The sequence below is a fragment of the Nocardia niwae NBRC 108934 = DSM 45340 genome (assembly GCF_001613465.1).
GTDB lineage: Bacteria > Actinomycetota > Actinomycetes > Mycobacteriales > Mycobacteriaceae > Nocardia > Nocardia niwae.
Genome location: NZ_BDCK01000024.1, coordinates 62,143 through 84,341, shown reverse-complemented (window position 1 = coordinate 84,341; position 22,199 = coordinate 62,143). Strand labels below are relative to the sequence as shown.

At 70.2% G+C, this 22,199-nt stretch carries 20 protein-coding genes; 11 read left to right on the top strand and 9 right to left on the bottom strand.

The window, feature by feature from the left end:
• Positions 1-6 precede the first annotated feature (6 nt).
• Both NNI01S_RS16695 and NNI01S_RS16690 read right to left on the bottom strand, forming a co-directional pair.
• The gene (locus NNI01S_RS16695; RefSeq protein ID WP_063021024.1) at positions 7-1,245 is read right to left on the bottom strand and encodes an HRDC domain-containing protein; all 1,239 of its coding nucleotides are present in this window, start codon (positions 1,243-1,245) and stop codon (positions 7-9) included.
• Positions 1,246-1,383: 138 nt separating this feature from the next.
• Positions 1,384-2,022 (bottom strand): DUF3000 domain-containing protein, encoded by a 639-nt coding sequence (locus tag NNI01S_RS16690; RefSeq protein WP_281180641.1) that lies wholly within the window; start codon positions 2,020-2,022, stop codon positions 1,384-1,386.
• Between the two features lie 132 nt (positions 2,023-2,154).
• Here NNI01S_RS16690 and hemE point away from each other — a divergent pair, with 132 nt between their 5' ends.
• The 5 genes from hemE to hemQ all read left to right on the top strand — a co-directional run bounded on the left by hemE (position 2,155) and on the right by hemQ (position 7,595).
• Positions 2,155-3,210, top strand: coding sequence for a uroporphyrinogen decarboxylase (gene hemE, locus NNI01S_RS16685; RefSeq protein WP_063021023.1), 1,056 nt, complete (start codon positions 2,155-2,157; stop codon positions 3,208-3,210).
• A gap of 426 nt (positions 3,211-3,636) precedes the next feature.
• Positions 3,637-4,998: a protoporphyrinogen oxidase gene (locus NNI01S_RS16680; protein WP_063021022.1), complete on the top strand. Its 1,362-nt coding sequence runs from the start codon at positions 3,637-3,639 to the stop codon at positions 4,996-4,998.
• 182 nt (positions 4,999-5,180) lie between these two features.
• Complete coding sequence (locus NNI01S_RS16675) at positions 5,181-5,654, top strand: RrF2 family transcriptional regulator (protein WP_063021196.1); 474 nt, start codon at positions 5,181-5,183, stop codon at positions 5,652-5,654.
• Positions 5,651-6,895, top strand: coding sequence for a globin domain-containing protein (locus NNI01S_RS16670; RefSeq protein WP_063021021.1), 1,245 nt, complete (start codon positions 5,651-5,653; stop codon positions 6,893-6,895). Before NNI01S_RS16675 ends, NNI01S_RS16670 begins: the two co-directional genes overlap by 4 nt.
• Positions 6,896-6,899: 4 nt before the next feature.
• A complete protein-coding gene (gene hemQ / locus NNI01S_RS16665; RefSeq protein WP_063021020.1) occupies positions 6,900-7,595 on the top strand; it encodes a hydrogen peroxide-dependent heme synthase in 696 nt (231 codons plus the stop codon).
• 81 nt (positions 7,596-7,676) lie between these two features.
• On the opposite strand, the gene msrB is transcribed toward hemQ, so the two are convergent.
• The 4 genes from msrB to NNI01S_RS16645 all read right to left on the bottom strand — a co-directional run bounded on the left by msrB (position 7,677) and on the right by NNI01S_RS16645 (position 11,888).
• Positions 7,677-8,120 carry a peptide-methionine (R)-S-oxide reductase MsrB gene (gene msrB / locus NNI01S_RS16660; protein WP_063021019.1) on the bottom strand — a complete coding sequence of 148 codons (444 nt, stop codon included), beginning with the start codon at positions 8,118-8,120 and terminating at the stop codon, positions 7,677-7,679.
• Positions 8,117-9,460, bottom strand: a complete 1,344-nt coding sequence (locus NNI01S_RS16655) for a glycosyltransferase family 87 protein (RefSeq protein WP_245676217.1) — start codon at positions 9,458-9,460, stop codon at positions 8,117-8,119. Before NNI01S_RS16655 ends, msrB begins: the two co-directional genes overlap by 4 nt.
• 84 nt (positions 9,461-9,544) lie before the next feature.
• Positions 9,545-11,095, bottom strand: coding sequence for an alpha/beta hydrolase (locus tag NNI01S_RS16650; RefSeq protein WP_063021018.1), 1,551 nt, complete (start codon positions 11,093-11,095; stop codon positions 9,545-9,547).
• A 31-nt stretch (positions 11,096-11,126) separates the two neighbouring features.
• Complete coding sequence (locus tag NNI01S_RS16645) at positions 11,127-11,888, bottom strand: pyrimidine reductase family protein (RefSeq protein ID WP_063021017.1); 762 nt, start codon at positions 11,886-11,888, stop codon at positions 11,127-11,129.
• 35 nt (positions 11,889-11,923) lie between these two features.
• Here NNI01S_RS16645 and zapE point away from each other — a divergent pair, with 35 nt between their 5' ends.
• The 3 genes from zapE (at position 11,924) to NNI01S_RS16630 (ending at position 14,610) form a co-directional block, all read left to right on the top strand.
• Positions 11,924-12,940: a cell division protein ZapE gene (gene zapE / locus NNI01S_RS16640; RefSeq protein WP_063021016.1), complete on the top strand. Its 1,017-nt coding sequence runs from the start codon at positions 11,924-11,926 to the stop codon at positions 12,938-12,940.
• Between the two features lie 68 nt (positions 12,941-13,008).
• The gene (locus tag NNI01S_RS16635) at positions 13,009-13,791 is read left to right on the top strand and encodes a tyrosine-protein phosphatase (protein WP_063021015.1); all 783 of its coding nucleotides are present in this window, start codon (positions 13,009-13,011) and stop codon (positions 13,789-13,791) included.
• 66 nt (positions 13,792-13,857) lie between these two features.
• Positions 13,858-14,610: an alpha/beta fold hydrolase gene (locus NNI01S_RS16630; RefSeq protein WP_063021195.1), complete on the top strand. Its 753-nt coding sequence runs from the start codon at positions 13,858-13,860 to the stop codon at positions 14,608-14,610.
• 7 nt (positions 14,611-14,617) lie between these two features.
• Here NNI01S_RS16630 and NNI01S_RS16625 read toward each other — a convergent pair whose 3' ends face one another.
• Both NNI01S_RS16625 and NNI01S_RS16620 read right to left on the bottom strand, forming a co-directional pair.
• On the bottom strand, positions 14,618-15,157 hold the full coding sequence (locus tag NNI01S_RS16625) for a GNAT family N-acetyltransferase (protein ID WP_063021014.1): 540 nt from the start codon (positions 15,155-15,157) through the stop codon (positions 14,618-14,620).
• A gap of 343 nt (positions 15,158-15,500) precedes the next feature.
• Entirely contained in the window at positions 15,501-16,727 is a 1,227-nt protein-coding gene (locus NNI01S_RS16620; RefSeq protein WP_063021013.1) for an MFS transporter, read from the bottom strand.
• Positions 16,728-16,897: 170 nt separating this feature from the next.
• Here NNI01S_RS16620 and NNI01S_RS16615 point away from each other — a divergent pair, with 170 nt between their 5' ends.
• From NNI01S_RS16615 to NNI01S_RS16605, 3 genes are all read left to right on the top strand, one after another.
• On the top strand, positions 16,898-18,130 hold the full coding sequence (locus NNI01S_RS16615) for a cytochrome P450 family protein (protein ID WP_063021012.1): 1,233 nt from the start codon (positions 16,898-16,900) through the stop codon (positions 18,128-18,130).
• A gap of 58 nt (positions 18,131-18,188) precedes the next feature.
• Positions 18,189-19,748: a flavin-containing monooxygenase gene (locus tag NNI01S_RS16610; RefSeq protein WP_084488921.1), complete on the top strand. Its 1,560-nt coding sequence runs from the start codon at positions 18,189-18,191 to the stop codon at positions 19,746-19,748.
• Between the two features lie 421 nt (positions 19,749-20,169).
• Positions 20,170-21,132: a LysR family transcriptional regulator gene (locus tag NNI01S_RS16605; protein WP_084488919.1), complete on the top strand. Its 963-nt coding sequence runs from the start codon at positions 20,170-20,172 to the stop codon at positions 21,130-21,132.
• On the opposite strand, the gene NNI01S_RS16600 is transcribed toward NNI01S_RS16605, so the two are convergent.
• Positions 21,099-22,136 (bottom strand): hypothetical protein, encoded by a 1,038-nt coding sequence (locus NNI01S_RS16600; RefSeq protein WP_063021011.1) that lies wholly within the window; start codon positions 22,134-22,136, stop codon positions 21,099-21,101. The two genes, NNI01S_RS16605 and NNI01S_RS16600, sit on opposite strands and share 34 nt — an antisense overlap.
• Positions 22,137-22,199 lie beyond the last annotated feature (63 nt).

The following is a 22,199-nucleotide window of genomic DNA, read 5'->3' as shown; positions in this document are numbered from 1 at the left end:
CGGGCGCTAGCCCGACGACGGCAACGCGACGGCCAGCCGCGGCACGGCCAATTCCCGCTGCCACGGACGGGCGCCGCCGGACTTCAGGTACCCGTCGACGGCGGAGGGTTCCACCGCGTCGTAGTCGGGCAACCCGTCCCAGCACAGGCGGCGGACCAGGTCGGGGGCGAGCAGGTTCTCCACCGGGATCGAGTGCTCCGCCGACAGCTCGGCCATGGCAGCCCGCGCCCGGGTGAGGCGGGCCGACGCGGCCGGGTCGCGGCGTTCCCAGCGGTTGACCGGCGGCGGGCCGTCGAACGGCTGGGTAAGCGGCGGCAGCTCGCTGTCGGGCAGGGTGCGGCCGCGCTCGATCGCGGCGAGCCATTCGCGGGAGTAGCGACGCTGCCGCGGACCGCCGAACACCGGCAGCGTGCGCAACTGCGCGATGGACCGGGGTTCCGCCGTCGCGGCGGCGATGATCGCGGCATCCGGGAGGATGCGCGCGGGCGCGACATCCCTGGCGCGGGCCAGCGCATCCCGGGCGGTCCACAGCTCGCGCACCACCGCCAGCTGCCTGGTGCGGCGCAGCGTGTGGATGCCCGAGGTGCGCCGCCAGCGCTCGGCCTTGGGCGCGGGCGGGTCCAAGGTGCGAATGTGCTCGAATTCCTGTGCCGCCCAATCCGTCTTGCCCTGCTCATCTAGCGCGGTGGCCACGGCGTCGCGCAGTTCCAGCAGCAATTCCACGTCCAGGGCGGCGTAGTTCAGCCAGTCGGCGGGCAGCGGGCGGGTGGACCAATCGGCCGCCCCGTGCCCCTTGCGCAGCGCGCGGCCCAGCAGCCGCTCCACCATCGCGGCAAGCCCGACGCGTTCGAAACCCGCCAGGCGCCCGCCCAATTCGGTGTCGAACAGCCGGGCCGGACGCAAGCCGAGTTCGGCCAGACCGGGCAGATCCTGGTCCGCGGAGTGCAGCACCCACTCCAGCCCGTTGATCGCGTCGGCCAGCGGGCCGAGGGCGTCGGTGACCGGGATCGGATCGATGAGGAAAGTGCCCGCGCCCGCCCGGCGCAGCTGGATCAGATACGCGCGCGCCGAGTAGCGGAATCCGGAGGCGCGCTCGGCGTCGACGGCCAAGGGGCCGGTTCCCGCGAGCAACCGGGCGGCGGCCGCGCTGATCTCCTCGGCGGTGTCCAGTACCGGTGGCACGCCCTCCACCGGCGCGAGCAGCGGCGTCGCGGCCGAGGGTTCGGATTCTTCTGGTACGGACATGGTGTTGAACTTTACGTGCCGACGCTGCGGCGCCGCCGTCCTATCGGCGCATAAGTGTGTCGACGGATCGGGCACGAGGGGCCCGGCGGACCGGCTGCGTGCGGTTCCGGCGCAGGTCACGCCCCGTCGGGGGCGTGCTCAGGGCTGATCGCGGGACAGGCCGGGCGGCACCTGCAGCTGGGTGACCCCGGCCGGTGGCAGTCCCGCCGCATACGCCAGCACCTCGCAGAACGCCTCCAGATGTGGCCGCATGTCGGTGGTGACGGGCGTCCACGAGGCGCGCAGTTCCAGCTGATGGGCGCGCGGCGGACCGGCGATGTCCCCGTAGCGCACCGAACTGGTCGAGGTCACCGTGCCGCCGAGCGCGGTGAACGGCTCGGTTCGCGATTCCAGCGCGTCCACCAGCCAGCTCCAGGCCACCTCGGGGAGGAGGGGGTCGGTGGCGAGCGCGGCGTCGATGTCGGCCTGGATGTAGGCGACCAGACGTAAGGTGCCGTGCCAGGTGTCGTCGCCGTCCGGATCGTGCAGGAGGATCAGCCTGCCGAATGCGTCGCCTTCGGAATCCTCCGGTACGACAGGAGTTTCCGGATGGGCGACCTCCGCTCCGATGGCATAGGAGTACGGTGCGAGGCGTTGCGGCGGCCGGATGGGCGCGAGCTCGATCCGAGGGTGCACGGTTGCGGTGCGCATCGCCTCGACCGCGGCGCGAAACTGAGCTGGCTCGCCATGGGGTCCTTCGGTCGGTGCGGCGCCGTCGCGGAAGTCGAGCGGTGTCACGAACGCTGACGGTAGACCTTGTGCACCCGGCGCAGTCGGAGGCGCGCCGCTACGGGCCATGCGGCGTCCGTGTGGGCAGTGCTGCCGCCTCCGCGTCCGACCCTCCCCCCGGACCCGCATACGATAGCCGTGATGAGCACTCATACCCGCCGCCGGTTGACCGATGCCCCGTTCCTGGCCGCCGCTACCGGCGCGACGCCCAGCAGGCGTCCGGTGTGGTTCATGCGCCAGGCCGGACGCTCGCTGCCCGAGTACCGCGAGGTGCGCGCGGGCGTCGGGATGCTCGAGTCCTGCTTCGATCCGGAACTGGTGTGCGAGATCACCCTGCAGCCGATTCGCAGGCACCAGGTGGACGCGGCGATCCTGTTCTCCGACATCGTCGTTCCGCTCAAGGCGGCGGGCCTCGATCTGGACATCGTGCCGGGCGTGGGTCCCGTGGTCGCCGCGCCCGTGCGGACGGTCGACGATGTGCGCGCGCTGCCCCGGTTGCGTCCGGAGGAGGTCGGGGCGGTCACCGATGGCGTGCGGCTGCTGCTCGACGCGCTGGGGGAGACGCCGCTGATCGGATTCGCCGGTGCGCCGTTCACCCTCGCCTCCTATCTGGTCGAGGGCGGTCCGAGCAAGAACCATGAGCGCACCAAAGCGATGATGTACGCCGATCCGCAGACCTGGCACGCGCTGCTCGGCGTGCTCACCGACATCACCATCGCGTTCCTGCAGGCACAGCTCGCGGCGGGCGTCGACGCGGTGCAGTTGTTCGACTCCTGGGCCGGTGCGCTCTCGCTGGCCGACTACCGCAGCTTCGTACTGCCGCATTCGGAACGTGTGTTCGCCGAGATCGCGGAGGCAGGAGTACCGCGCATCCACTTCGGGGTGGGGACCGGGGAGCTCCTCGGCGCCATGGGGGAGGCGGGCGCCGACGTGGTCGGCGTCGATTGGCGGGTGCCGCTGACCGAGGCGGTCCGCCGCGTCGGACCCGGAAAAGCGTTGCAGGGCAATCTCGATCCCGCTGTGCTGTTCGCCGGGCCCGCCGCGATCGAGGCGCAGGCACGGCGGATCGCGCGGGAAGCGGACGAGGCGATCACCCTCGGCGCCGCCGGGCACATCTTCAACCTGGGGCACGGGGTGCTCCCGGAGACCGATCCGGGCGTGCTGACCGCCTTGGTGGAACTCGTTCACGAACTGTAGGCCCGGCGGAGAAGGCCGCCCGTGGCCGGCGCCGAGCAGGCGTGCGGATGGAGAGCGTTCAGCGCCCGGGGCGCACAGCCGGTGCGCGCCACGGTGACATGCCGGCTGGGCGGAGAACTTCCGGTGGGGCTCGCTCCGGGATCCGGTAGCTGAGACTTCCGAGGGCGCGTGCGGGCCGCCATCGGCGTGCCGGGCGACTCGTACAAGCCACACCGACCGGGGAGTTGCCGGGGACTGCGGAACGCGCTCGAAGGCCGTCCACCGGCCCCGATAGCACGTCGATCGAGGGTGCGATGCTCAGCGCTCGGTTCGGGCAGCGCCGGTCGCAGGAGGTGGCGCTGGCCGCAGTCGCCGGCGGGTGTGTGCCGGGTCATCCTGGGCCGACCGTTCGACGGCCGAGGTCGGGGCACGCGATACCGTCGAGGCATGCGTATCGCGGTGGTCGGCGGTGGAATCAGCGGGCTGGTGGCCGCGTATCGGTTGCGGACGTTGCTCGGGCCGGATGCCGACGTGCTCGTGCTCGATCGGGCCGAACGGCTCGGCGGCATCCTCTACACCGGTGAACTGGCCGGGGGGCCATTGGATCTCGGCGCGGAAGCGTTCGTCGGCCGTCGGCCGGAGGTGCCCGCCCTGCTGCGGGAACTCGGGCTCGAGTCGCAGTTGGTGACGCCTGCCGGTCTGCGGCCGCTGGTGTGGTCCGCCGGAGCCGCGCATCCGCTTCCGGAGGGCACCCTGATGGGGGTCCCGGCGACCGCGGAGTCGATGCGCGGTCTGGTCGACGCCGAGACGCTGGCGCGGATCGCCGCCGAACAAGACCGGCCGCTGACCTGGGAGCCGGGCTCCGACATCGACGTCTACCAGCTGGTCGCCGACCGCTTCGGCCCGCAGGTCGCCGAGCGCAGCGTGGACCCGCTGCTGGGTGGTGTGTACGCGGGCAGCTCCCGCTCCATCGGCGTGCGCGCCGCGCTGCCCACGCTGGCCGCCGCCCTGGACGACGGCGTGTCCAGCCTCACCGCCGCCGTTCGCGCCGCGCTGCCGCCGCCCTCCAACGCGCCGGTCTTCGGGGGAATCCGCGACGGGTACCGGGTGCTGCTCGAGGCGCTCGCCGAACGTTCCGGGGCGAGGTTCGTCACCGCGACCCCGGGTACGCGTCTGGCCAGGGGACTGCGCGGATGGGTGGTGGACCCGATCGGCGCCGTCGACGCGGTGGTGCTCGCCACCCCGGCGCCGGTGACCGCGCGACTGCTGAAGACCGTCGCCCCCACCGCGGCGAGGGAACTGGCAGGCGTCGAACTCTCCTCGTCGGCGCTGGTCGCGCTGGCGCTGCCCCGCGAGACCGCGCTGCCGCGGAACTCCGGCATCCTCGTGGCGACCGGAGAGCCGCTGCGCGCGAAGGCGTTCACTCTGTCCAGCCGCAAATGGACGCATCTCGCGCAACGCGAAACAGCCCTCGTCCGCGTCTCGTTCGGCAAGTTCGGGGACGACTCGCCGCTGTCGTGGCCCGATGCGGAACTCGTGGCCGCCGCCATCGAGGATCTGGCTACCGTCACCGGGGTCGCCGTCGAGCCGATCGAGGCCGTCGTGCAGCGCTGGCCGGGCGGCCTCGCCCAGTACGCGCCCGGCCATCCGGCTCGTGTGGCGGCCGTCGAAGCCGAGGTCGCCGCGCTGGACGGGCTGGCGGTGGCCGGCGCGTACCTGCACGGCGTCGGCGTGCCCGCGTGCGTCGCCTCGGGGACAGCCGCCGCACAGCGGATCGCGGCGACGGTCGGTGCGGGCAGCGCACGCTGATCGGACGGCGGTCGTCCCGACTCGGATACGCCGCCGCCACCAGACGTCACACCGCTGCCATGACATCTCGCTTTCCTCGTTGTGCTCGATAATTCACGCGGAAAATACGCACGAATCGGCGTAATTAAGAACACGCCATGCGGCGTGCGGAATCGGTGGAATTCGCCGGTAGCGTGAGCGGCATGCAACTCTCGCACTCCACCGATATCGGTTTGCGCACCATCATGCGGCTCGCGGTGGAGGACGAAAAGAATTCCCGGGTGACCACCAAACTCATCGCGAGGCAGGTGGGCGCGTCGGAAAAGCATGTGGCCAAGGCGGTTTCCCGGCTGGTCGAGCTGGGTCTGGTGCAGGCGCACCGCGGACGATCCGGTGGACTGTTCATCACCGCGGCCGGGCGCGCGGCGTCGGTGGGCGCGCTCGTCCGGGAATTGGAAGACGACCGCGATGTGGTGGAGTGCGGCGAACCGAATCCGTGTCCACTGGTCGGCGCGTGCCGGCTCCGCAGAATTCTCGCGGACGCGAAGAAAGCGTTCTATGCCGAACTCGACCGCTATTCGATAGAGGAATTGGTCACCTCGTCGACCGCCGGGTTGCTGCATTTACTCGTCCGCTCCACGGCGAGTGATTCCCCTGAGATGAAGGAAGTGTCATGAACCTCGACAGCGTTGTCCGTGCCGAACCGGAACTCGAACCGAGGCATGCCGACGTCGTCCGCGCGACCCTGCCGCTGGTGGCGGCGAACATCGACCGCATCACGGCCGTGTTCTACCGGACCATGTTCGACGCCCACCCGCAGCTGTTGCGCGACACGTTCAACCGGGGCAATCAGGCACAGGGCAGCCAGCAGCGGGCACTGGCCGCGTCCATCGCCACCTTCGCCACATACCTGGTGGACCCCACGCTGCCACACCCGGCCACCATGCTGTCGCGAATCGCGCACAAGCACGCCTCACTCGGGGTGACTCCGCAGCAGTACCGGATCGTGCACGACAATCTGTTCGCGGCCATCGTGGAGGTGCTCGGCGCCGACGTGGTCGACGAGACGGTCGCGGCGGCCTGGGATCGGGTCTACTGGCTGATGGCCGACACCCTGATGGATCAGGAGAAGGGGCTCTACGCCGAGGCAGGCGTGGATTCCGGCGACGTGTTCCGGCAGGCCCGCGTCGTGGCCCGCGACGACGACCCCTCCGGCGTCGTGATCTTCACCGTCGAGTCCGCCGAACCGGACGCGGAGCTGCCGGGATTCGCTCCGGGACAGTATGTCTCGGTCGGGGTGCGGCTTCCCGACGGTGCGCGTCAGCTGCGTCAGTACAGCTTGGTGGGCAGGCCGGGAGAAGTCGCGCTGTCGTTCGCCGTCAAACGGGTCGATGCGGCCGGCGGCTGCCCGGCGGGCGAGGTGTCCTCGTGGCTGCACGAGCATCTGCGCCCTGGTGACCGGCTGCAGGTCACCGTTCCGTTCGGGGATGTCGTCATCGATACGGCGGGGCTGACACCGCTGGTGCTGATCTCCGCAGGTATCGGTGTGACGCCGACGATCGGCGTGCTGGAATATCTCGCTGCCCACACGCCGGGCCGTCGCACCCTGGTCGTGCACGCGGACCGTGCACCGCGCACCCATCCGTTGCGCGATCGGCTCCTGCGACTCACGGCCCGGCTCGAACAGGCCGATGTCGAAATCTGGTACGAGGAACAGACCCCCGGCGCACGGCACGGCCGGGCCGATCTCGCCGCGCTCGACCTCCCCGCGGACGCCGATGTATACGTTTGCGGTCCATCCGGATTCCTGCGCGACATCCGAGGTCAGCTGCGCGCCCTCGGTATCCCGGATGCCCGCGTGCACGTCGAGCAGTTCATGCCCGGCGACGCGTGCGCTCCCGGCCGAGTGGCACGATAGTGCTATGGCGCGACTCGACTATCAAGCTCTCAACTCCACCATCCGCTACCTGATGTTCTCGGTCTTCCAGGTGCAGCCCGGAGTGCTGGGCGAGGACCGGGACGCCGCGACCAAGGAGGCGAAGGCGTTCTTCGACGGTCTGGCCGACCGCGACGTCGTCGTCCGCGGCATCTACGACGTGGCGGGGATGCGCGCCGACGCCGACTTCATGATCTGGACGCACGCCGAGCGCGTCGAGGACCTGCAGGCCGCCTACGCCGACTTCCGCCGCACCACCGAGCTGGGGCGGGCCAGCGCGCCGGTGTGGAGCAACGCGGCGCTGCACCGTCCCGCGGAGTTCAACAAGAGCCACATCCCGGCATTCCTGGCCGGTGAGGAGCCGGGCGCCTACATCTGCGTGTACCCGTTCGTCCGGTCCTACGAGTGGTATTTGCTGCCCGACGAGGAACGCCGCCGGATGCTGGCCGAGCACGGCAAGGCCGCGCGTGGCTACCCGGACGTGCGGGCCAACACCGTCAGCTCGTTCGCGCTCGGCGACTACGAGTGGATCCTGGCCTTCGAAGCACCGGAACTGCACCGCATCGTCGATCTGATGCGCGATCTGCGTGCCACCGATGCCCGGCGGCACGTGCGCGAGGAGATCCCGTTCTTCACCGGCCCCCGCGTGGAGATCGAGCAGTTGATCGCCGCTCTGCCCTGACGCCCGGAGCGGCTTGCCCAGAGTTTTCGGGGCATGCGCGCAGCGGCGCTGCTTCGTACGCTGCCGGTGAGCGTCGGGCTGTTACTCCGCTGCGCTGTCCGAGGGGTGCAGTCGCAGAGCGATGGAGTTGATGCAGTAGCGCTTGTCGGTGGGCGTGTTGTACCCCTCGCCCTCGAACACGTGGCCGAGGTGGCTGTGGCAGTTCGCGCACAGCACTTCGACCCGGTGCATGCCGAGCGAGTCGTCCGACCGGAGAATCACCGCGTCGGACGCCGCCGGATCGAAGAAGGACGGCCAGCCGCAGTGCGAGTCGAATTTCTCGGTGCTGCGGAAGAGTTCGGCGCCGCAGGCTCGGCACGCGTAGACGCCTTCGGTCTTGGTGTCGGTGTATTCGCCGGTGAACGGCCGCTCGGTGGCGGCCTCGCGCAGTACCGCGTACTCCTCGGGGTCCAGCTTCACCCGCCATTCCTGCGGCGTGAGCTGAATCCGCGGCGTGGGCAGGGACGTGTCGGCTTCGGAGCTCATGGCTCCACGCTAATACGATTCTCCTCGACCGGCGTCGAACCGTTGTGTGGCCTCGGGCTTTCCGCCGGGAAGGTAGTGTCGACCGCGGGCGCGGGGTGCTGCGACGCCTCGCCGCGCGGGTCCGGTGCGGACTTCATCCACGCGGGATCGATGCCGAAGGGCAGCCGTCCTTCGCGCCGTGCGGCCAGATAGCGGTCGCCGAGCACACAGAACACGACGATGAGCAGCAGGCCCCAGCCGAAGGTGATGCGCAGGTACTCCAGGTTGCGGCCGATGTGCTGCCAGCGGTCCGACAGCCATTTGTCGTAGCTCATGAACCCGAAGATGGCCAGCCAGGCCGGCCAGTTGCGCAGCACCGAATTGCGCAGCACCACCGTCATCAGGAAGGGGAACAGCATCATCGAGTAGTACATCTGCCCGAGCGAGCTGAGCAGGAACGAGGCGGTGAGCAGCACGCCGGAGGAGGTGCAGACGAAGAACAGCTCGTCCTCGCGGTAGTAGCGGTACAGCAGCCACAGCGAGATCAGCACCAGCACGCCGAGCACCACGCGCATACCCCAGGTCAGCCACGGCGGCAGGCCGTAGTACTCGCCGTTGCCGACGATCGCGCTGTTGAAGTAGTCACGGGACTCGAAGAGGTAGGGCGCGGTGCGGGTGAGGAACTTCTCCGGGTCCTTCGACAGCGGCCAGGCGATCGCGGTCAGCCCCAGCGGCACGCCGAGCGCGGTGACGAACACCTTCCACTGCCCGCGGGCCAGCGCGATCAGCAGCAGGGGCGCGAGTGTCGGTTTGACCGCGATACTCAGGCCGAGCGCGGCGCCCGCCCACAGATCCCGCCGTTTCAGCAGCAGGTGGATGAAGATCAGCTCCGCCAGCAGCACGCAGCCGTTGACGTTGGTGAACACCAGCGTGTTGATCACGGTTTCGGACGTGAACATCGCCAGCAGCAGCGCGGGCGCGGCGACCGAGTTCAGTGTGTACCGGAACAGTCGCAGCAGCAGGTACCAGGCGATGAGGATCGCGATCGCGTTCAGGGCGATGAACAGCCAGCGTGACTTCTCGTAGTCGATGGCCGCGATCGGCGCGATCAGCAGAGTGCCGCTGGGCGGGTACAGGTAGTGGGGGTCCACCGAGTCGAAGTTCGCCGTGTAGACCGGCCGCCCGTTCAGGAAGTCGAGGGAGGCCTGGTAGACCGGCCGGTAGTCGTCGGTGATGAAGCCGTTGACAGCCTTGATGAAAACCCGGTTCAGCACCGTCATGACCGCCAGGGGCCAGAGTGCGAACTTGATCACCTCGGCGGTGGTGCGAGCGGTCCGGGGCTCGAGCTGTCGAAGGAACACTGGGGCACGGTACACCGGATCGGTTACCGGTGGTTGGCCGGACCTGCCCGACTCGCCGCCCGAGCGGCTCCTCGACGCCTCCGGTCAGGCCGGGCAGGCGGTGCCGTCAGCGGGAAGTTTGCCGTCCTTCAGATAGTCGAGCACTGCCCGCTGCGCGCAGCCGGAATGCGTGGCCACCGGATGCCCGAAACCCTGCCAGGACAGCGCCGCGTGCCGGGCGCCCGCCGAACCGAGTGCGCCGGTCACCGAGGACTGGCCGCCGTTGCCGACCACCGGATCGGCGACCCCGCCGAGCACCAGCACCGGGATACCCAGCTTGTCGGGCAGCGGAGGTGTGGTCGACACCGGCCAGGCCGCGCACTCCATCAGGCCGATGGCCGCCGCTTTGCCGAACACGGGGTACTTGCCCGCCCAGGTGCCTGCGAGTTCGGTGGCCTTGTCCGGCGTCGGCGGCAGCTGCGTGTCGGTGCATCGGTTGACGAACTGGCCGTCGCTCGCGGTGGCCGCGGTCTCGCGGGTGATCAGGTTGCTCAACGGTCCCCGGTCGCCGCGTCCCGCCGCGGCCAGCGCGTCGGACAGCTCGGTGACCCGGGTGGCCTGGTCGGCCCGGGGGCTGCCGAGGAAGCCGGACACCGCGGTCAGCAACGCGTTCGCCGAGATGTCGCCGAGCCCACCGGTCGCGGCCCGGTTCACCAGATCGGTGACCGCGGCGCGCGGGTCGGCGCCGAGCGAGCAGCCGACGCCGACGCAGCGCTGCGCGAACGCGGTCAGCGCCGCCTCGGCGCCCTGCACGGCCTGCTCGGCGCGGGTCACCGCATCGGTGCCGACCGGCTCGGGGGAGTCGAGCACCAGCCGGGCGAGGTGGTCGCCGTACTTGCGGGCGTAGCTGAGCGCGACCTTCGCGCCGTTGCCCGTACCCAGCACCGCGATGTGGTCCACCTGCCACTGCCTGCGCAATTGCTCGATGTCGTCGGCGGCGCGCGGTGCGTCGAAGGTGCCCTCGTAGGGCTGCAGGAAATCGCGGCAGGCGATGGTGCCGTCCTGACTGAGCTTCGTCATCCGCGCGACCGGGTCGCCCGTGTCGGATTGGGCGTTGTCGGCCAAGCCGCGGCGGACCTCCAGCGGCAGGCAGTCGATCGGCTGCGAGGTGCCGATGCCGCGCCGGTCCACCGCGACGATCGGGCGGGCGGCCAGCAGCGCGGACGCCGGGCCCGCGGCCAATCCGGCCAGGGTGGCGGAGGAGGAGCGGTCCGAACCCGAGGTGAGCACCAGTGGCGGCGCGTCGGCCGGGGTTTGCGCCAGCCTGGCCCGCAGCGCGCCGGCCCGGAAATTGCCCAGTACCGCGCCCGCCGAGTCGATCGGGGTGGAGTACTCGGCGCACTCCAGCACCAGGCCCGCGGGCGCGGGCCCGAGGCCGAGCTGGCTCAAGGTCGGCTCGGTGCACTCGCGCCAGCTGAGATCGGTTTTGGGCAGCTCGGCACTCGGCGGCGCAGCGGGCGCGGCGGAGGTCGTAGCGGTGCCCGCGACCGGCGGGCGCTGCACCGCGACACCGGGACGATCCGACGGTCCCGCGCCGCAACCGGCGGTCACGATCGAGAGGGTGGCGGCAAGCACGGCGGCCCGAGTCCAGCGCATTGCTACAGCCTGCCAGGTTCGGGCGCTTCTTTCATCGACGGGCCCACCGGGTGAGTACCGTGCCGTCGTCGTCCAGCAGGATATGCGCGCGCGTCATCCGGGCGCGGAACTCGTGCGCGGACAGCGAGATTCGCCGTGCCGCGCCGCCGACCAGCAGCGGCGCGGTGGTCAGGCAGAGCTCGTCGACCACGTCGGCCTCGAGCAGTTCGCCGAACAGGTGCGGGCCGCCCTCGGTGAGCACGCGCAGCAGGCCGCGCTCGGTGAGCACGCGCAGCAGGCCGCTGGGCGTCACCGCGATGTCGCCCGCTTCGATCACCTCGGCGCCCGCGTCCGCCAAGCGCTGTTTGCGGTCGGCGGGAGCGGTGGCCGTCGTGATGATCAGCGGCGGTACCCGGGTATCGGTGAGCAGGCGCGCACCGGGGTCGATCGCCGCGCTCGCCGTGACCACCGCGATCGGCGGAGGCGTGCCGTCGGGATGTCCGCCGATGCCGCGCTCGTGGAACGCGCGCCTGCGCGCCGGGTCTGGGCGCGCCCCGCCGTAGTTCTCCGCGCGCGCTGTGCCCGCGCCGACCACGATCACCTCCGCCAATTCGCGCAGCAGCATGAACACCGTCCGGTCGGCCGGAGTGCCCAGCCCTTCGGTCAGGTTCCCGCTGGTGGCCGCGCCGTCGATGCTGGAGACGAAATTGGCGCGGACCCAGGGCGCCTCGAGTGCGGCGGGGAAGGCGTACAACTGCGCGAGGTCGTCGGGGCTGAGTCCTGTGAGCTGGATCGCATTCTGGCTACGCTGCATGAGTCCAGATCACACCACGTCTTTAGGCTTCGTCCATGCAAGAACGCCTCGTCGATCGTCATCCGGAGGTCCCGGCCGATCAGCTCGTCGCCCAGATGGTGCCTCCGCCCATGTTCGACGAGGTGAGCTTCGGCTCCTACATCCCCGATCCGAAGGAACCGAGCCAGGCCGCGGCGGTCCGCAAGGCGGAAGATTTCGCCGGCGAGGTCGCCAAGATCAGCAAGGCGGCGCGCAAGAAGAGCTTTTTCGGAAAGAAGAAGCAGGTCAGCGGTGCTGGTCTGTACCTGGACGGCGGGTTCGGCGTCGGCAAGACCCACCTGCTCGCCTCGATCTTTCACAGCTCGCCCGCGCCCAAGTCGTTCGGCACCTTCGGCGAGCTGACCAACCTGGTCGGCGCGCTCGGCTTCGCCAACGCCCTCGAGCGGTTATCGGGCAACAGTGTGCTGTGCATCGACGAGTTCGAACTCGACGATCCCGGTGACACCATGCTGGTCTCGCGCTTGCTGACCGAGCTGTCCGCGGCCGGTGTCTCGATCGCCGCCACGTCGAACACCTTGCCCGGCCAGCTCGGGGAAGGACGTTTCGCCGCGCAGGATTTCCTGCGGGAGATCAAGAAACTGGGCGCCATCTTCGAGGCGGTGCGCGTCGACGGGCCGGACTACCGCCACCGCGACCTGCCGCCCGCGCCGGAGCCCACGTCGCCGGACGTGCTGACCGAACGGGCGGCGGGCACACCGGGTTCCACGCTCGACGAGTTCGACGCGCTGCTGAAGCACCTCAGCACCCTGCACCCCTCGAAGTACGGCGCGCTGATCTCCGGGGTGTCGTCAGTGTTCGTCTCCGGCGTGCATCCGGTGACCGATCAGGCGGTGGCACTGCGCATCGTGGTGCTGGCCGACCGGCTCTACGACGCGAGCGTCCCGGTGACGGTGTCGGGCGCGAAGCTCGACGAGATCTTCTCCGCCGAAATGCTCGAGGGCGGTTACCGCAAGAAGTACCTGCGCGCCATCTCCCGCTTGCTGGCGCTGTCGCGGTTCGAAGTCGCGGCATAGCGTCGCCGGTCCGACCGCGGCGGTTCGGTGTATGCGAGTTCCGCGGACTCGATGATTGGAGCAGCCGAATGGCCCCTCGTTTTCGTGCCCCGGTCGTGATGGCGGCCGGTCTGGCGGTCACGTTCGGACCGGTAGCGGGCATCGCGCAGGCCGCCCCGCCCGCGGCCGTCGCAGTCGATCCCGCGTTGCATCTGCAGGGGGTGCAGAACGCCCGCGACATCGGCGGGTACCACACCGTGGACGGCCGGATCGTGCGCACCGGTGTGGTGTATCGGACCGGACAGCTGAACAACGCCACGCCGGAAGATCTGGCCGCGCTCACCGACCGCCGTGTGCGCTCCGTCCACGACCTGCGCACGGTCTACGAGCGCGCGCTCGGGCTGGACCGGGTGCCCGCGGGTGCGGCGGCGCACTGGGCGGACGTGATCGGCCAGGCTCCGCCACAGGTCATCGCCACCACCCTCACCGGAGGCGACGGGCTGTATCGCGCGTTCATCACCGCACCCGGCGCGAACGAGGCATTCGCTTCGGTGCTGCGCGACATCATCGGCGCCGACGGGGCGGTGCTGTTCCACTGCACCGCGGGTAAGGATCGCACCGGCTGGGCGGCGGCGGTCCTGCTCACCGTGCTCGGTGTCGATCGAGCCACGGTCACCGGGGACTACCTGCTGTCCAACCGGTTGCGCAACGCGAGCCAGGACGACCCGCTCAACGGTGTCCAGGCGGCCTGGCTCGACGCCGCCTTCGACCAGGTGGATCAGACCTACGGAAGTTTCGACGCCTACGTCCGGGACGGACTGCGGCTGACCGACGGCGATATCGCCGCCCTGCGAGCGCGTCTGCTGGGCTGAGCGAGGCGTCCGGGCCGAACGTCCGCTCCGGCTGTCCGGTGCCGCGCTGTGCATTACGATCCCGGCATGGCGAAGTTTGAGACATGGGACGGCCTGGAACTCAATTACCGGGTCTGGGAGGGGGCGGGCGTCCCGGTCGTGCTGCAACACGGGGTGGTCGCGGACACCAACGCGAACTGGATGAGCACGGGCGTGGTCGCCGCGCTCCGATCCGCCGGGCACACCGTGGTTTCCCTGGACGCGCGCGGCCACGGTCGTTCCGGCAAGCCGCACGAGGCGGCGCGCTATTCGTGGCATGCCATGGCACGTGACGTGCGGGCGCTCTACGACGAGCTGGGCTTCGAGGAAGTGGCGCAGGTCGGGTACTCGATGGGCGGGGTGATCTCGCTGCTGGTGGCCATGACCGACCGGCGCGTGCGCCGGCTGGCGGTCGGCGGCATCGGGTCGGGCGTGCTGGACTGCGGCGGCGTCGACCGCCGCGTGGTCGACCTGCCCGACCTGCAGGCCGCGATGAGCGGAGACGGCGCGGGCGCGTCCCCGACCGCGAAGATGTTCCGGGTGCTGGCCGACGCGGTGCACGCCGACGTGGACGCCATCCACGCGGTGGCGACCGGCCTCGACGATCGTCCCATCGAGACCCTGGCGGGCATCACCGTGCCCGCTCTGGTGCTGGCGGGCGACAACGATCCGTTCGCCGCCGAACCGGAGCGGCTCGCCGCGGCCCTGCCGAACGGCGCACTCGCCGTGGTGCCCGGCGACCATCTGATGGCGGTGGTGGAGCCCGCCTTCCATGCGGCGCTCGTCGATTTCCTGCGCTGAGTCCGGACTAGAAGACCAGCCGCAGCACGTAATCGTGATGTACCTGGTTGCCGACGGTGAACTTCCTGGCGCCGACCTCGGTGAAGCCATGCTTGGCGTAGAAGCGCTGGGCGCGGACGTTCTCCTGATTGACGCCCAGCCAGACGCCCGGATATCCCTCGGCTCGCGCCCACTCCAGCGCGGCGGTCATCAGCGCGGTGGAGACGCCGGTGCCGTGGTGTCCGGGCAGCACGTACATCTTGCTGATCTCCACCAGCTCGCGAATCCCGACCGACTCGGCCACCACGGGGTCGGCCGGGGCGCGGGTGACCAGCATCGCGTATCCGACGATGGCGCCGTCCGCGACGGCTTTGAGCACGATCCGGGCCGGATCGCTCAGATACTCGCCGAAGCGTTCACCCGACAGGACCTCGCCGACGAAGACTTCGATGTCGTCGGGTGTGGCTGTGGTCGGGCACGCGAGCGGAAAAGTGGCCGCCGCGACGTCGCTGAGCGCTTCCGCGTCCCACAGCCCGGCCCGATCGACGATGACTGGGAGGTTGCTCATGCCGCTATCAGAGCATTCGGACACGGATTCGCGCCATCGCGCTCCTTCCCAGCCACTGCGCCTGTCCGGTCGACGCTGCGATTCGCCGCTGAGGAGAAGTCCGGCTCCACATCCCCTCCGAGACGTTCCGGCCACCGCCCCCGGGGCAGCCGGCGCTGGTCGTGTTCGATCCGCACGGTTATCTCGAATCCGCGGAATTCGAGCACGCCGGCAGCGGGATCAGCCTGCTGGGCGCCACCGAGCGCTTCGTCACGATCACCGCGCAGCTCGATGTGGGATTTCTTCCGCGCCCATCCGCTGGAAGGATCCCTCCGCCGCTGACGAGCGTGCCGGAGCGCACGGCCTACCCGGCGGCCGGACCGAGTTCTGTGGGCTGGTCCAGCGTCCCGGGGTGGGGTGCGCTCGTGACGCGATGGGAACGGAAGACCCGCGAGAGCACGATCAGTGCGAGGGCGAACAGCAGGGGGAGCACGAATCCCGCACGGTGTCCGATGCTCGCGGCGACGGCGCCGACCACTCCACCGCCCAGCAGGGTTCCCGCGTAGTTGAACAGGTTGAGACGCGCGATCAGCGCGTCGAGTTCCCGTCCGGTCGCGAGTTGCCCGGCCGCGCTGAAGCACAGTGGTGCGATCACGGGCAGGCCCGCCCCCGCGACGAAGAAGCCCGCGATCGCGACAGCCGGACTCGGCGCGGCCACCACGAGCGCGAGACCGAAGACCCCCGTGGCCGCGGCGGCCCGCACCACGTTGCGCGGACCGAAACGGCGCACCAGCGGATCGCCCGCGACGCGGGCTATCAGCGATGTCCCCTGATACGCGGCGAAGGCGAGTGCCGCGGTCGCCGAACCGGCGAGCAGGTCATCGGTGAGGTACAAGGCCGACCAGTTGCCCACCGCCAGGTCGATGGCGAAGACGAATGCCGCCGCGACCCCGAAGGCGAGATACGCGCGCAGCGCGACGGCTGGGCCGGGCGAGGCGGTCTCGGCGGGGCTCGTCTCCGCGTCCCGCGCCCCGAGCAGTCCCGGCCCCAGGGCCCAGCCGAGTACCAGCACGACCGCCGCGGCCGCGAGCAGCGATTCGCGCAGCGTCACCTCCATCGCCTCGCACCCCGAGACGAACAACGCTCCCGCTATCGTTCCGGCGCTCCACGCGGCGTAGAACGACGACAGGATGAACTTCCCATAGCCGTGCTGGATGAACACCGCCTGCATGTTGGTGCTCGCATCGACGATGCCGACCGCGATCCCGTAGCAGCCGAGCGTGGCGACGAGCAACGCCGTGTTCGGCGCGAACGCCGCCGCCGAGCCGGTGACGGCCACGAGCAGCAGCCCGATCCGCACCGCCACGCGGCTGGACCAGCGCAGCGCCAGCCGCTCCGCCAGCACGCTGCCGCCGCCTGCCAGTAACGAGATCAGCACCACCGAGACCGCGATCACCCCATCCGACAGGCCGAAACGCTCCTTCTGCTGGGGCAATTCGGTCAGGACGACGGCGAGGAAGAAGCCCTGCGCGCCGAACGCGAACGAGTTCGCGATGCGGGCACGCCGCAGAACTGGCGCGATCGAACTCACTGGCGCAGAGTAGCCGGACCCGCACGACGGCGCGCGGTGAGCCGGTCGGGGCACGATTCGCAACGGTGATCGCGCGGACGCCGCCGTGGTGCGTCCTGGCCGTGCGGCGTGATCGGTGTCACCATCGAAGGGGCGCAACGACACTCGCGAACCGAGGGGGAACCGACCGGATGAGAGAGCTGCCCGCGGACTTCTTTCGCACGCCACACGACTTCTATCAGCAGCTGCGCGCCGAGGGGCCGGTGCACCGGATCCATTTGCGTACCGGCGTTCGCGCCTGGCTGGTGGTCGACTACGACGCCGCCAAGGAGGTATTACGCCATCCCGACGTGCGCAAGGATCCGCATACTCCGGTGGGCGACCGCGCGCGACGATCGGCCGCGGGCGGCAGCGGCGTCATGGCCGTCAACCAGCGCCTCAGCCACCATCTGCTCAACGCCGACCCGCCCCGGCACTCGCGACTGCGCAAACTCGTCACCCCGGCGTTCGCGCCCGCGCGGATGGAGGCCCTCGCCCCACGGATCGAGGGGATTGCAGATAGTTTGCTGAACGGGATCGATCGGACCGAGCGCGCCGAGCCGGTCGACCTGCTCGCGGAGTACGCCTTCCCGCTGCCGATCACGGTGATCTGCGAACTGCTCGGCGTGCCGGTGCAGGACCGCGCGCGCTTCCGGGAATGGTCGGCGGCCGTGGTGGACACGCCCATGTCCACACCGGAGGGCATGCGGACCGCCACCGACGCCATCGTGAGCTACTTCGACGGTCTGGTCGCCCGGCGCCGCGCGGAGGGGCTGGGCGAGGACCTGATCTCGCAGCTGCTGCTCGTCACCGAGGAGGGCGACCGGCTCAATCACGACGAGTTGATCTCCATGGCCTTCCTCATCCTGGTCGCCGGTCACGAGACCACGGTGAACCTGATCGGCAACACCGTCCTGGAATTACTGGCCGATCCGGCTCGCTATCAGGCCCTGCGCGACGACCCGACGGGTGTGACGTCGCTGGTGGAGGAGATGCTGCGCTACAACGGTCCGGTGAACGTCGCGACCCTGCGCTACACCACCGCGCCGGTCCGGGTGGGTGGCAGCCTCATCCCGGAAGGCGAGCTCGTGCTGGTCTCGGTGGCCTCGGCCAACCGCGACGAAGGTCACTTCACCGCCCCCGCTACCTTCGACCCGGAGGGCGGTGCGAACGGCCACCTGGCCTTCGGCCACGGCATCCACTTCTGCCTGGGCGCGGGACTGGCCAGGCTCGAGACGCGCATCGCGCTGACCCGGCTGATCCGGCGCTATCCGCTGCTGCGGCCCGCCGTCGACGACGTGGACCTGCGGTGGCGGGAGAGCATCCTGATCCGCGGGCTGCTCGAGCTCCCGGTCGTCCCGGTGCGTGCGCCCGCGGTGCGCTGACGAGCGGATTCGGTCGACCGACTTTGCTGCGCGCCGCTGGCGACGTAGCCTCTTGCGCATGACAAGCGGAAGCCGCATCGGGATCGTCGGTGCGGGTATCGCAGGTCTCGCCTGCGCGAAAGTGCTGAAACAGGAGGGTTTTCCGGTCGAAATATTCGACCGCGCACCCGATGTCGGTGGCGTGTGGAGTGCGACCCGGCGATACCCGGGACTGCAAACGCAGAACTCCAAGGACACATATCACTTCTCCGACTTTCCGATGCCGGGCGACTACCCGCGTGTTCTCGACGGGCAGCACATGCAGGCGTACCTGGCCGCCTACACCGAGCGCTTCGGGCTGACCGAGCACCTGCGGCTGCGCACCGAGGTGGTCGCCGCGGATCCGGTGGACAGCGGCTGGTTGCTGGAGATTCGCGACGACAGCGGGGTGCGCCGGGCGTCGTGCGACCACCTGGTGATCGCCAACGGCGTTTTCAGTGAGCCCGCGATGCCGGAGTACCGCGGCGCCGACTGGTTCCGCGCCGCAGGCGGGCGTCTGTGTCATTCCTCGGAGTTCACCGACCTGGAGTCGGTGCGCGGCAAGTCGGTCGTGGTGGTGGGTTACGGCAAATCCGCCTGCGACATCGCCACCGCGGTGAGCGAGGTCGCGGCGTCGACCTCGGTCGTGGCACGGCGACTCTTCTGGAAGATGCCGCGCAAGCTGGCACGCGTCATCGATTACGAACGGCTGATGCTGACCCGTTTCGGCGAGGCCCACTTCCACTACCTACGGCCCCGCTGGATGGATCGGTTCCTGGACGGTCCCGGTGAATCCGTGCGGATCAGCAACTTCGATCTGATCCAGGAACTGGTCACCAAGCACTCTCACCTGCGCGAGCTCGACTTGGTGCCCACCGGGCGATTCGAGGAGATCGCCGAGAGCACGGTGAGCCTCGTCAGCGAGGGCTTCTACGAGCAGGTGGCCAACGGACGTATCACGGTGCACCGGGACACGACCATCACCGAGATGGGCGGCGGCCCGAAGGCGGCGCCCGGGATCCGGCTGTCCACCGGGCAGGTGCTACAGGCCGACGTCGTGATCTGCGCGACCGGCTTCCAGCAGCGCGTCCCGTTCCTCACCCCGTACATCCAGCGCAGGCTGACCGATGAGCACGGCAACTTCCGCCTGCATCGGCAGATCCTGCCGTTGGGGGTCCCGAATCTGACATTCGCCGGCTACAACTCCTCGACGATCAGCACGCTCAACGCCGAGGTTGCCGCGCACTGGACCGCCGCGCTGCTCACCGGCAGGCTGCACCTGCCGTCCGCCGAGAAACTCGACGAGCAGATCGACGCCCGCCTGCGCTGGATGGAGGAACGCACGCCTGGCCGACACGCGCACGGCACCGCGGTCGTCCCGTTCTCCATCCAGAACATCGATGAGATGCTCGCCGACCTGAAATTCCGCCTGCCGCTGCACACGCGCGTCGGGCAGGTGTTCCGCCGGATCAAGCCGGAGTCCTACCGGGGACTGACCACCCGTCGCAAGCCCGAGCCGGGGCCGACGGCGCGTCCGACGGCGCCGGTCGAGGCGGAACTGCTTCCGTACGAGGGCGACAGCGGCCGGGTCAGCCACTAGGGCGCTCCGTGGCTGTCCGCACACTCGGTGTGGCGTGCGGCGTACGGGCACCGCACGCCCGCTGCGCTGATCATCGGCTGCGAGTGGTGTGCGCGCATGTTTGCATCGACTGCCGAAATGCGCGTGTGCCGCCCCGTAACTCGGACAGGGCCATCCACTCGTCGACCTGTGTGCGGCTGGTCCGGCGCGAGCCGGCGTGCCCACTGATCGAGGGTGTCGCTCGATAATCGACGCGCACGTCGCATATCCGCAGGTCAGTGCGCCGTTGGAAGCTCGGGACGGCATACGGATCGACTCGATCGTGGACAGGTCCGTCGACGGCTGCCCGGCCTCGCCGCTCGGCTCGGGACTCGCCCGGGTTATCGCCCGCGCAATACCGGAAGCCGCTGGTTGCGTTGGCGATAATCCAAGGGTGGAAGCGCTGGACATGAATCTCCTCGTGGCCCTCGACGCCTTGCTGGACACCAACAGCGTCACCCTGGCCGCGGAGCGCCTACACACGTCGCCGCCCGCGATGAGCCGGACGCTGGCCAGGTTGCGCGGCGTGCTCGGCGACCCGCTGCTCGTGCGCGCCGGTCGAAACCTGGTGCCGACGCCGCGCGCACTGGAACTGCGCTACGAGGTCAGCACCTTGGTCGAACAGGGACGCGCGCTGCTGACGCCGCGCGGCGACCTCGACCCGGCGGCGCTGCGCCGGACGTTCGCGCTACAGGCCGGCGACATGGTGCTGACCGAACTGGCCGGGCCCCTGCTGTCCGCGGTGCGGGCCCAAGCGCCGGGTGTGACGCTGCGCTTCCTGCCCGAGACCGTGGAGGGTACCGCCGCGTTGCGCGACGGGCGGGTCGACCTCGAGGTCGGTGTGATCGACCACACCGACCCGGAGACCGCCGTGCGCCGAGTGCTCACCGACCGCGTGATCGGAGTAGCCGCCGCCGACCATCCCCTGGTCACCGATCGCGTCACCGTGGCCGCGTACGCCGCCGCGCCGCACCTGAGCATTTCGCGCACGGGTCGTTCGCACGGCCCGATCGATGACCGCCTGGCCCTGCACGGCCGTACCCGGCGGGTGGTGGCCACTGTGCCGACCCTGACCAGCGCGCTGTTCGCGGTGCGCGGCAGCGACCTGGTCTGCTCAGCGCCCGCCCTGCTGAGCGCCGCCACACTGCCCGCGATCGGCTTGGGCGCGTTCGAGATACCGCTGCCGCTGCCCGAGGTCGCCATCGGGCTGGCGTGGCACCCGCGCAACACCGCCGACGCGGGTCATCGCTGGTTGCGTGATCTCGTGCAGGAGATCCTGCTGCGTTCGTCGGCCGCGGCGCGTCCGCCGAAGCGGCGGCGTGTCAAATCCGCTCAGGACACCGGCGGCGGGCTGGAGAGCCGGTAGTCGGCCGGTCTGCGCTGCGCGTCGGTGCGCTCGGACTGAGATCCGTTCGCGGTCGCGTCGCCCGGCGTGGGCCCGAACAGGTCGGAGCGGCCCAGCGGAGCCGCCGCCGTGCGCTTGAGTTCGTCCAGCATGGCCTGCAGCTTGTCCACATGCGTGTTCTCTACCGGTGTCCGGTCGTCCGCGCCGGCGCGATGCGCTCCGGTGAGGCCCGTGGCCGTACTGTCGGGCGCCGCTCCGTTGGCCGGACTGCTGTGATTCGTGGTCGCGGCGGACGCGACGATGCTCTCGTAGGGGGCATTCTCACCGTGAGAGTACGAGGCCGCGGAGGGGGTGGGTTCGAGCGAACCCGGGAGGGTCTCTTGCCGGCCGGTACTCGGATCGCGGGAGGGCGGCGCGGTGAAGGACGAGACGGGTTCCCGCGGCGTCGGTGTGGTGAAAGCGGGCTCACGCGCGGGAGGGGCGGTGAAGTTCGACGCAGGGTCGCGAGGTGCGGTGAAGTTCTGTGCGGACGTGGCGCTCGGCTCGAGCGCCGGCTCACGTGCCGGCGGGAAGCTCGCCGGCGTCGCGGGACTCGGCTCGGGCGCCGCGTGCACCGGCTCACGCGGTGTGCCGTTGCGGGCGCCCGCCGATTCGAGGGGATCGCTTTTCGGTGCCGTGGGTTCCGCGCTGTGCTCGGGCCGGCGAGCGTTCGACCGCCTCCCGGCGGCCCGGGGTAGCGGGGCAGCCGGGCGGTGGGCCGCTTCTCGATCCTCCTGGCTCGGCCCCGCGCCGGACTCCAGGCGTTCCACTCTGGCGTCGAGCCCCGAAATGTCTTGTCCGGCACCGAAAGCCCACGCCTCGAGCTTGGCCAGCCGTCCCTCGACGGTCGGTTCGCCCACCACGGCCTGCGCACCGTCGATGCGGGCCGCGACCGCGTCCAGCTTCTCGCTGACCTCTCGGAGAGCCGACGCGATACTCGACAGCATCGCGCCGATCGACTCGCCGGTCTGCTGACCGTGCTCCATCCAGTACCCACTTCCCCGTATCGGCCCAGCTCGCACTCGGCCGGACGATTCTATCCGCCCAGT

Coding starts and splice junctions, on each gene's coding strand:
- NNI01S_RS16600 (WP_063021011.1), bottom strand. CDS start 22,136: ATGGAGCACGGTCAGCAGACCGGCGAGTCGATCGGCGCGATGCTGTCG.
- NNI01S_RS16645 (WP_063021017.1), bottom strand. CDS start 11,888: ATGCAGCGTAGCCAGAATGCGATCCAGCTCACAGGACTCAGCCCCGAC.
- zapE (WP_063021016.1), top strand. CDS start 11,924: ATGCAAGAACGCCTCGTCGATCGTCATCCGGAGGTCCCGGCCGATCAG.
- NNI01S_RS16630 (WP_063021195.1), top strand. CDS start 13,858: ATGGCGAAGTTTGAGACATGGGACGGCCTGGAACTCAATTACCGGGTC.
- msrB (WP_063021019.1), bottom strand. CDS start 8,120: ATGAGCTCCGAAGCCGACACGTCCCTGCCCACGCCGCGGATTCAGCTC.
- NNI01S_RS16680 (WP_063021022.1), top strand. CDS start 3,637: ATGCGTATCGCGGTGGTCGGCGGTGGAATCAGCGGGCTGGTGGCCGCG.
- NNI01S_RS16695 (WP_063021024.1), bottom strand. CDS start 1,245: ATGTCCGTACCAGAAGAATCCGAACCCTCGGCCGCGACGCCGCTGCTC.
- hemQ (WP_063021020.1), top strand. CDS start 6,900: ATGGCGCGACTCGACTATCAAGCTCTCAACTCCACCATCCGCTACCTG.
- NNI01S_RS16675 (WP_063021196.1), top strand. CDS start 5,181: ATGCAACTCTCGCACTCCACCGATATCGGTTTGCGCACCATCATGCGG.
- NNI01S_RS16650 (WP_063021018.1), bottom strand. CDS start 11,095: ATGCGCTGGACTCGGGCCGCCGTGCTTGCCGCCACCCTCTCGATCGTG.
- hemE (WP_063021023.1), top strand. CDS start 2,155: ATGAGCACTCATACCCGCCGCCGGTTGACCGATGCCCCGTTCCTGGCC.
- NNI01S_RS16615 (WP_063021012.1), top strand. CDS start 16,898: ATGAGAGAGCTGCCCGCGGACTTCTTTCGCACGCCACACGACTTCTAT.
- NNI01S_RS16625 (WP_063021014.1), bottom strand. CDS start 15,157: ATGAGCAACCTCCCAGTCATCGTCGATCGGGCCGGGCTGTGGGACGCG.
- NNI01S_RS16670 (WP_063021021.1), top strand. CDS start 5,651: ATGAACCTCGACAGCGTTGTCCGTGCCGAACCGGAACTCGAACCGAGG.
- NNI01S_RS16635 (WP_063021015.1), top strand. CDS start 13,009: ATGGCCCCTCGTTTTCGTGCCCCGGTCGTGATGGCGGCCGGTCTGGCG.
- NNI01S_RS16610 (WP_084488921.1), top strand. CDS start 18,189: ATGACAAGCGGAAGCCGCATCGGGATCGTCGGTGCGGGTATCGCAGGT.